General features: G+C 65.2%; 7 protein-coding genes. 2 read left to right on the forward strand and 5 right to left on the reverse strand.

From position 1 onward, the window contains the following. Positions 1-14: 14 nt before the first annotated feature. Both MJ777_RS12445 and MJ777_RS12450 read right to left on the reverse strand, forming a co-directional pair. The gene (locus tag MJ777_RS12445) at positions 15-662 is read right to left on the reverse strand and encodes an aminodeoxychorismate/anthranilate synthase component II (RefSeq protein WP_239312509.1); all 648 of its coding nucleotides are present in this window, start codon (positions 660-662) and stop codon (positions 15-17) included. Positions 663-923: 261 nt separating this feature from the next. Next, the gene (locus MJ777_RS12450; RefSeq protein WP_239376223.1) at positions 924-2,687 is read right to left on the reverse strand and encodes an AMP-binding protein; all 1,764 of its coding nucleotides are present in this window, start codon (positions 2,685-2,687) and stop codon (positions 924-926) included. 402 nt (positions 2,688-3,089) lie between these two features. On the opposite strand from MJ777_RS12450, the gene MJ777_RS12455 reads away from it, so the two are divergent. Both MJ777_RS12455 and MJ777_RS12460 read left to right on the forward strand, forming a co-directional pair. After that, positions 3,090-3,398: a cell division protein CrgA gene (locus MJ777_RS12455; protein WP_239312503.1), complete on the forward strand. Its 309-nt coding sequence runs from the start codon at positions 3,090-3,092 to the stop codon at positions 3,396-3,398. A gap of 316 nt (positions 3,399-3,714) precedes the next feature. Further along, a complete protein-coding gene (locus tag MJ777_RS12460) occupies positions 3,715-4,194 on the forward strand; it encodes a PH domain-containing protein (RefSeq protein ID WP_239376225.1) in 480 nt (159 codons plus the stop codon). 42 nt (positions 4,195-4,236) lie between these two features. Here MJ777_RS12460 and MJ777_RS12465 read toward each other — a convergent pair whose 3' ends face one another. From MJ777_RS12465 to MJ777_RS12475, 3 genes are all read right to left on the reverse strand, one after another. Continuing rightward, positions 4,237-4,977, reverse strand: a complete 741-nt coding sequence (locus MJ777_RS12465) for a rhomboid family intramembrane serine protease (RefSeq protein WP_239376227.1) — start codon at positions 4,975-4,977, stop codon at positions 4,237-4,239. Positions 4,978-5,293: 316 nt separating this feature from the next. Further along, the gene (locus MJ777_RS12470) at positions 5,294-5,818 is read right to left on the reverse strand and encodes a peptidylprolyl isomerase (protein WP_239312497.1); all 525 of its coding nucleotides are present in this window, start codon (positions 5,816-5,818) and stop codon (positions 5,294-5,296) included. A 359-nt stretch (positions 5,819-6,177) separates the two neighbouring features. Next, positions 6,178-7,944, reverse strand: a complete 1,767-nt coding sequence (locus MJ777_RS12475; protein ID WP_239344790.1) for an FAD-dependent oxidoreductase — start codon at positions 7,942-7,944, stop codon at positions 6,178-6,180. Between the last annotated feature and the right edge of the window lie 198 nt (positions 7,945-8,142).

An 8,142-nucleotide genomic window follows, 5' to 3' on the forward strand; every position in this document is an offset into this window, starting at 1 on the left:
GGCCGGACGTTCAGTCAGGCAAAGGCGCTCTGTCGCAGGGTTTCGACCTCGGCCGACAGCTGGGGCGCTACCGACAGCGCTGTGTCGTCACCACAGACCGACAGCCAGCGGGCCAGCAGCAGGTGACCGCCCTGCGTCAGCACGGACTCGGGGTGGAACTGGACTCCTTCCAGCGGCAGAGACCGATGGCGCATTGCCATGACAACACCGCTCTCGGTGCGCGCAGTCACCTTGATCTCGTCCGGCAGTGTCGCGGCATCCACCGCGAGCGAGTGATACCGCGTGGCGATGAACGGCGACGGCAGGTCCGCCAGCACGCCCGCGCTGGTGTGATGGACCACCGAGGTCTTTCCATGCAGCAGCTCGGGCGCCCGGCCGACCGTCGCCCCGAACGCCACCCCGAGCGCCTGATGGCCAAGGCACACCCCAAGCATGGGCACTGCGGCCACGGCGCACGCGCGCACCATCGGGACGCTCACCCCGGCCGCCTCCGGCGTGCCCGGCCCGGGTGAGAGCAGCACCCCGGCAACACCGTACGCGACAAGATCGCCAACGTCGACCTCGTCGTTACGGCGAACGATGCTGTCCACGCCGAGTTGCCCCAGGTACTGCACCAGGTTGAACACGAATGAGTCGTAGTTGTCGATCACCAGGATCCGCATTGACCTCTCCTCTGCCTGGCACCGGCCGGATGCCCCAGTGGAACGCAACGGCGTCGGCCGACCTGCTGTCAGCTCGGCCGACCTCACCTGATCTCAGCAGAACTGACATCATCTGGCCAGAGCGATGACCTGCCGTTACAAGCACAGAGGGACACCGCCGGTTGTGCCCAGCACCAGAAAGAGCTCATGCGGGAAACGGCCCACGCCCCGGCACAGACGGACACGAACCGGCTCGGACGCCCGGCCGGAGGCAGGGCCCGGTCAGCCCTCGGCGGCGTCCCGCCCAGATCCGCCCTGCCCCTCCCCAGCCCCGGCTTTTTCCTCATCCCGCAGCGCCCGGCGCAGGACCTTGCCGACTCCGACCTTCGGCAACGGCTTCGTCCGGAATTCGATGATTTTTGGGACTTTGTACGCAGACAGCTGCTTAGCCGCATACGCCCGCACCTCGTCGACGGTCAGGGAGGCGCCAGGCCGCAGCACCAGGAAGGCCTTGACCGTCTCACCGCGGTAAGCGTCCGGGACACCGATCACGGCGACCTCGGCGACCTCGGGGAGCCCCAACAGGACCTCCTCGATCTCAGTCGGGTAGATGTTGAAGCCACCCGCAATAATGATCTCCTTTTTCCGATCAACGATCTCGAACCAGCCGCCGGAATCCATCCGCGCGATGTCACCGGTGAGGATCCAGCCGTCCGCGGTCAGCGTGGCCTTGGTGGCCGCCGGGTTCTCCCAATAGCCGGCGAACACCTGCGGGCCCCGCACCATCAATTCACCGGATTCACCCACCGGCATCTCCTTGGTGCAGTCCTCACTGTCAACAATCTTCGCTTCGGTGGACGGGACGGGCAGGCCGATCCATCCTGGGCGGGTCGCGCCTCCCAACGGGCAGGCGTGGGTCAACGGTGCGGTCTCGGTCATGCCGTATCCCTCGACGAGCGGCATACCGGTCGCCGATTCCCAACGCTGTTGCAGATCGGCGGAAAGTTTCATCGCGCCGGACAGGCAGCCCCGGAGCGAGGTGAGGTCGGCGTTCCTCGCCCGCGGGCTGTCCAACAGCGCCTGATAAATGGGTGGGACCCCCGGGAAAAGCGTCGGACGATGTTTGGCAATGGCGTCAAATACCATGGTCACATCAAACTTTGGCAACAGCACGACATGCGCCCCGAGCACCATTCCCTGAATCATGCACAGCGTCATCCCGTAGGCATGGAACATCGGCAGCACCGCAATGAGCACCTCGTGCCCCGGACGGGCTCCGACGATCCACGCCCGGCCCTGTTCACCGTTCGCGACAAGATTACGATGGGTCAGCATCGCGCCTTTGGCCGTACCGGTCGTTCCAGTGGTGTACAGCAGGACGGCGACATCGGACGCCGCGGCCTGGACCGATGTGCTCACCGGCGTGGCCCGGCCGGTCCTCAGCACGTCGAGGAAGGCGTGCGCACGGGCATCCGCGGGCAGCTCCGTCACAACTTCGGCGCGTTTTCTGCGCGCCTTGGCGATCGGCAGCCGGAGCAACAGCTGGTCCTTTTTGGGCAGAAAATCAGGAATCGAGGTGGCAATGACCTCCCGAACTTTCGTCCGGCCGGATCGGCGAGCCGCCGCCACCGCCGGGTAAGTACGGTCGAGACAGATCACGTACTCCGCTCCGCAGTCGGCGAGCTGATGGGTCAGCTCGGTCTCGGTGTAGAGGGGATTCGCCTCGGCCACAATCGCGCCGAGCCGCAGCACCGCCTGAAAAGCGATCACATGTTGTGGGCAGTTCGGCAGGACCAACGCGACGCGATCGCCGGCCCGGACGCCCAGCTTCGCAAGACCCTCAGCAAATGCGCCGACCTGCTGGGAGAGCGCGCCATAGGTCAGCGTGGTACCAAAGAAAGAAATCGCTGGACTTTTCGGAAATCTGGCCACAATGTTCTCGAACAACTGGCTCAGCGTGATATCAGGGATCTCAACGTCCTTGGGGACACCATCGACGTAGGATGATTGCCACGGCTTGTCAGCATAGGTAGTGGCTTTGGTCACGGTACTCTCCCGCTCGGTCGTCGATCCACCTGGCATCGCGGGTACGCTCCTAGGCTCCCCAGGGCCTCCCAGTACACGAAAAATCATCATCGCGTACTCTCCGGCCACTCGTCAGTTTGCGGTTGGGCATCATTCTGGCAAGAAAACGAACAAGAAACATCCCCGGCGGGCCGGTATAATGCGCCGACCACACGGGCGGGACCCTGGGCCCTCCTCGCTATGGGAGCTACGGAGGCCGCGCGCCGCAACCGCAACCAACCGGGCCGAACCAAGCAGCCAGCCCCGGCGGATCTGGGCGGACACGTTCGGAATGGCACGTTCGGCGAGGCCTGGCGACGGGCCTGTCTACCCTGTGGGACAGCTGGTCCGCGGTATCCCCGGCCAATGCCCGCGGCGGGGGGGATGGCGGCCAGCCCACGAAGCTCGTCACGGTCCTCAAGGAGCCCCGAAGTGCCCGTTTCCCGACGTCGCAAGAAGAAGTCGACTACCTCGCCACCCCAGGCCCCCCAGGTCCGCAAGCGCAAGCCACCGTCTCCGCCGTGGGTAGGCGCAACGATCATAGCACTCTTTGCGATCGGGATCATCTGGCTGCTGATTTACTACTTTTCCAACGGTGGCGTCCCGGGAATGGACAGCCTGGGCGCCTGGAACATCCTGATTGGGTTCGGTTTTGTCGTAATTGGCCTTGGCGTGGCAACGCAGTGGAGGTAATGCGCACCGTTAGTTCTTCCAGGGAGTTCCACGGCTGTCATTCGTCCCCAACGGTTGTCCACAATGTGGATATCCCATGGCGGGAACCCGCTCCCCGCGTGGGCACCCCTCAATTATCACGATGGGTATCCGCGGGGCAACCGTAAAGAGTATGCGACGTATGACGACCACTCGACCGCCGGCTGGATGATCATCTTCTCTATGTGGCCGCCGGGCAACGGAGCCGTGCTCACGCCGAGCAGGCCGAACGGGATCCTGCGCCCGGCCCGGACGGACGGCCGGTGAGCGCGATGTACCGTGCTAGGTGACATGCGGGATGACGAACTCGGTGCCCACGGAGTCGACGGCCAGGGCCGCCGACGCACGCGCTTGGTCGCCGTCGTGGCGGCGGGTGATCCTCTATGCGGCGGCCGGGATGATCGTGCTCGCGATCGCGGCCACCGGCTCGCTCGCGTCCCGGTTGAGTTCGCTGGACAACCCAGGCCGTCTCCTGATCGGGCTCAGCGGTGCCGGCCTGCTCGTGCTCGCTGTGCGGGACGCCGTCGCCCGGCCCGCGCTGCGGGTGGACGACGGCGGCATCGACCTGGTGGATGGGATCCACCGGCGGCGGCTGCCCTGGGCCGCTGTGCTACGGGTACAGGCCAGCACCCTGACACACAACCGTCGTGGCGTGCACATCCACGTTCTCATCGTCGAGACAATCGATGGCCCCGTGCTGCTCAGCCGTCGCCAGCTCGGCACCGCACCCGAGCGGATCGCCGCGGTGGTGGAGGAGATCCGTCGCCGCCACGGCTGACATCCACGACCGGGGTGGCACAACGCCACCGGCCAACCGCCATCACGTGCTCAGGACCGCGGCTGCCAGCAACGCGGCGAGAATGCCGCCCACGGCGACCGCCTGCAACCAGGTCCGGCGTGGCGGCACGTAGGCATACACCACGCCGACAGACAGACCAGTCACAAGACCGCCGATATGACCCCATTTGTCGATCCCGCTGATGGTGAAACTGATGATCAAATTGATGCCAACGACAACGAGGATCGCCGACGTATCCGCCCGCAGCCGTCTGGCGATCACGTAGTACGCCGCGAAGAAGCCGAACACCGCGGTGGATGCGCCGACCGAGAAGGTGCTCCAACCGTTGACCAAATAACTGAACGTGTTCCCGCCGACGGCACACACCACGAACAGCGCAAGGTAGCGCACCCGGCCGAGAATCTGCTCCAGCTGGTATCCGAGCAGGTAGAGCGCATACATATTGAGCAGGATGTGCAAGATACCCGCATGCAGAAACGCCGCGGTCAGCAACCGGTAGTATTCACCGTGGATCGCTATTGCCAGACCGCTGAGCTCGAAGTCTCGGGTGAAGGCGTTGTCGGTACCGCCGCCGAGTCCCGGCAGCCCCTGTAGGATGTACGCGATCACACACATCCCGATGAGCATCTGGGTGACCAGCCCGGGACGTCCCACCAGCTGCCCACCGAGCTGGCTGCCCGGCCGCCGGGAGAAGCCACCGGAACGGCGGTCCTGCCTGCCGGCTTCGTCCGGGCAGTGGAACCCGACGGCTGCGGGACGCATGCAGTCCGGGCAAATCGGGCGGTCGCACCGCTGGCAGGACACGTAGGTTTCGCGGTCTGGGTGCCGATAGCAGCGCGGGACGAGCGCGGGTCCGCTCCCGCCTACCGGCGGACCGCCCGCGGGCTGGGCGGGCGGCGTCCAGCCGCCAGGCGGAGCTGGCGGCCCGACCACGGGACGCCAGCCATCGGGTCCCGACGATTGTTGTCCAGCTGGCTGGCCGGGACCGACAGCTCCGCCATCCGAAGCGGCGGCAGCGCCGTCCGGCTCTGACCAAGGTGATTTCGTCATGTCGGCCCCGACCTAAACCCGAGCCGCCTTAGACCGTACGGCGTTCGATGACGACCTGCTGCACCACCACATCGGTGGTGGGACGGTCCTGGGCACCCGTCGGCGCTTTGCTGATCGCGTCCACGATCTCGGTGCCGCGCGTGACCTCACCGAAAATCGTGTGCTTGCGGTCCAACCAGGTCGTCGCCGCCACGGTGATGAAAAACTGGGAACCGTTGGTGCCCGGACCCGAGTTCGCCATCGCGAGCAGGTACGGCCGGGAGAAGCGCAGCTCCGGGTGGAACTCGTCGGCAAACTTGTAACCCGGGCCGCCACGGCCGCTGCCCAACGGGTCACCACCCTGGATCATGAAATCCGGGATCACCCGATGAAAAATCGTCCCGTCGTACAAGGGAGTCGTTCGCTTCTCGCCCGTCCGCGGGTCGGTCCACTCCCGCGTGCCGGTGGCGAGACCGACGAAATTCGCGACCGTCTTCGGCGCCTGGTTTTCGAACAGCAGAATCTCAACGTCACCCTGAGTCGTCCTCAGTGTGGCGTACAGCTCCTCAGCCATGAGTCTTCTCTTCCGTCGTGTCGGTGGTGGCTGATCGCCGGTAGCGGCGAGTATCGCGTCGCGGGTCCAACGACCGCCGTGTCCTCGATGCTCCGCCGATCGTATGCGTCGGAGCACGGGCCAACACGGCGCGATGGCGGCTCCGTCCGAACGGTGAGGCCGACATGAGGGCAACACGCGGCCGGCATGCGGGCGACACGACGCCGACACGCCGGCCGCCCCACGCTGCACCAGGCGATTCCCGTGCCGTCGAGGCCGGTTCCGATCGCGTCCGAGCAGACCCGGTCACCGGCCTGGCCACGGCGGCCGGTAGCGGAGGCCCAACGCTGCGTACGGCCGCACCAGCAGCAGGCTCAGTATCAATCCCGACGACGTTCAGGACCCTTTGAAAGGCCGACAGTGTAAGCAGCCGGCGCATGTTCAGGCACAACCGGATACAGTGGACGAACCGGTGGAATCCGCTTATAACGTGATCCGGCTGGTGGACGCTGGTCCGGCTCACCCTTGTTCGGCCACAATGAGATCGCTCGTTCGGCCAACGCCGTGATCGTCAGCGACGGGTTGACGCCGAGATTGGCCGCGACCGCCGCACCGTCGACCACATGCAGGCCGTCATATCCGAAGATCCGGTGGTAGGGGTCGATAACCCCGTTGGCCGGGGAGTCCCCGATCGGGGCACCACCGAGGATGTGCGCTGTCATAGGAATATCAAGAACCTCCGGTAGGGTGCCACCCGGAAAGCCATCGACATGCTTGGCGATTCGCCGAGTCGCGTCATTGCCAGCCGGAATCCAGGTTGGATTTGGCTGACCGTGGCCCCGCGTGCTGGTGAGCCTGCAACGCCCGAACAGGCCCCGCCGCCGGACAAGGGTGAGCGAATTATCCCGCGACTGCATGACCAGCGAAATCATGGTGCGTTCCGACCATCGCCACGGCAGCGGTGAGAACAGCAGCGGCAATGGATGCCGCAGCGCTGCACCCACAAACACCAGCCAGCGGGGCAAACGATGATCGCCATCAGTCATGAGCGTGGCCAACAGCGCCATGGCGTTACTACCCCGACCATAACGGACGGGTTCGATATGGGTGTCCGCCGCCGGATAAAAGGATGACGTAATCGCCACCCCGCGAGCGAGCCGCTTGTCCGGTCGGAATCTGGTGGCGCCGATAATGGATTCCGAATTCGTGCGGGTCAGCTCGCCGACTCGGGACGACAGCGCCGGTAGCACGCCGGTATCCCGCATGGCTAGCAGGAGGCGCACGGTACCGAGCACCCCACCCGCGAATACGACCTGGTCCGCATGCCACCTCCGCTGTCCCCGGCTGACCCAGGAACCGGTGCGGACCGTACTGACTTCATAACCTCCGGTCGCCAGCGGACGAACCGCCTCAGCCTGGGTGTCGGGGAAAACCCGGACGCCCAGTTTCTCAGCCAGGTAAAGATAGTTGTAGTCGAGGGTGTTCTTCGCGTTCCAACGGCAACCGGTCATGCATTCACCGCATTCACGGCAGCCGGTACGGGTCGGCCCGGCACCTCCGAAATAGGGGTCCGCGACCTCGACACCGGGCTCCTTCTTACCGGCCCGGCCGAAAAAAACGCCCACGTCGGCCAAACGGAATGTATCGCCGGCACCCATTTCCTCGGCGACCGCCCGGTACACCTCGTCAGTATGGGTGGTCGTCGGGTTGGGTACCACCCCGAGCATCCGCTCAGCCTGGTCGTAGTAGGGCGCGAGCTCCTGTCGCCAATCGGTGATATGACTCCACTGACGATTGGCGTAGAAAGCGTCCAGTGGACGGTAGAGCGTGTTCGCGTAAACAACCGAACCACCACCGACAGCCGCCCCGGAAAGAACGAGGAGACGGCCGATCATATTAATTTTCTGAAATCCGTGGCAACCAAGTCGAGGCGCCCATAAATAACGACGAATTCTCCAGTTCGTTCGAGGGAGGGCAGCCGGGGGGAATCGCCGGCCGGCCTCCAGGACAACGACACGGTAGCCTTTTTCCGCAAGCCGGAGAGCGGTAACGCTTCCGCCGAAGCCAGAGCCGATCACAATCACGTCGGCGGCCAGCTCCGCACTCTCGTCACGTGCGGAGGTACTCGACCAGGGTCGCTGGGTCATCCTCGCCTCCGGCATGCCACCTTCCCACCTCCCGCAAACCGCCCCGTCCGGTGCCCGGCGGCTGACCCCCTGGATATCACCTGAACAGACCGCACCGCCATGCATGACCCGCCGGCCGCAAGCAGGGCCATGCTTTTCTGCGTACCCACAGAGAACCTCGCGACCGCTCAGTGGTCGGCGCTGGAAGTTCTTCGGGGG

This window comes from Protofrankia sp. Cj5 (assembly GCF_917627405.1).
Lineage (GTDB): Bacteria > Actinomycetota > Actinomycetes > Frankiales > Frankiaceae > Protofrankia.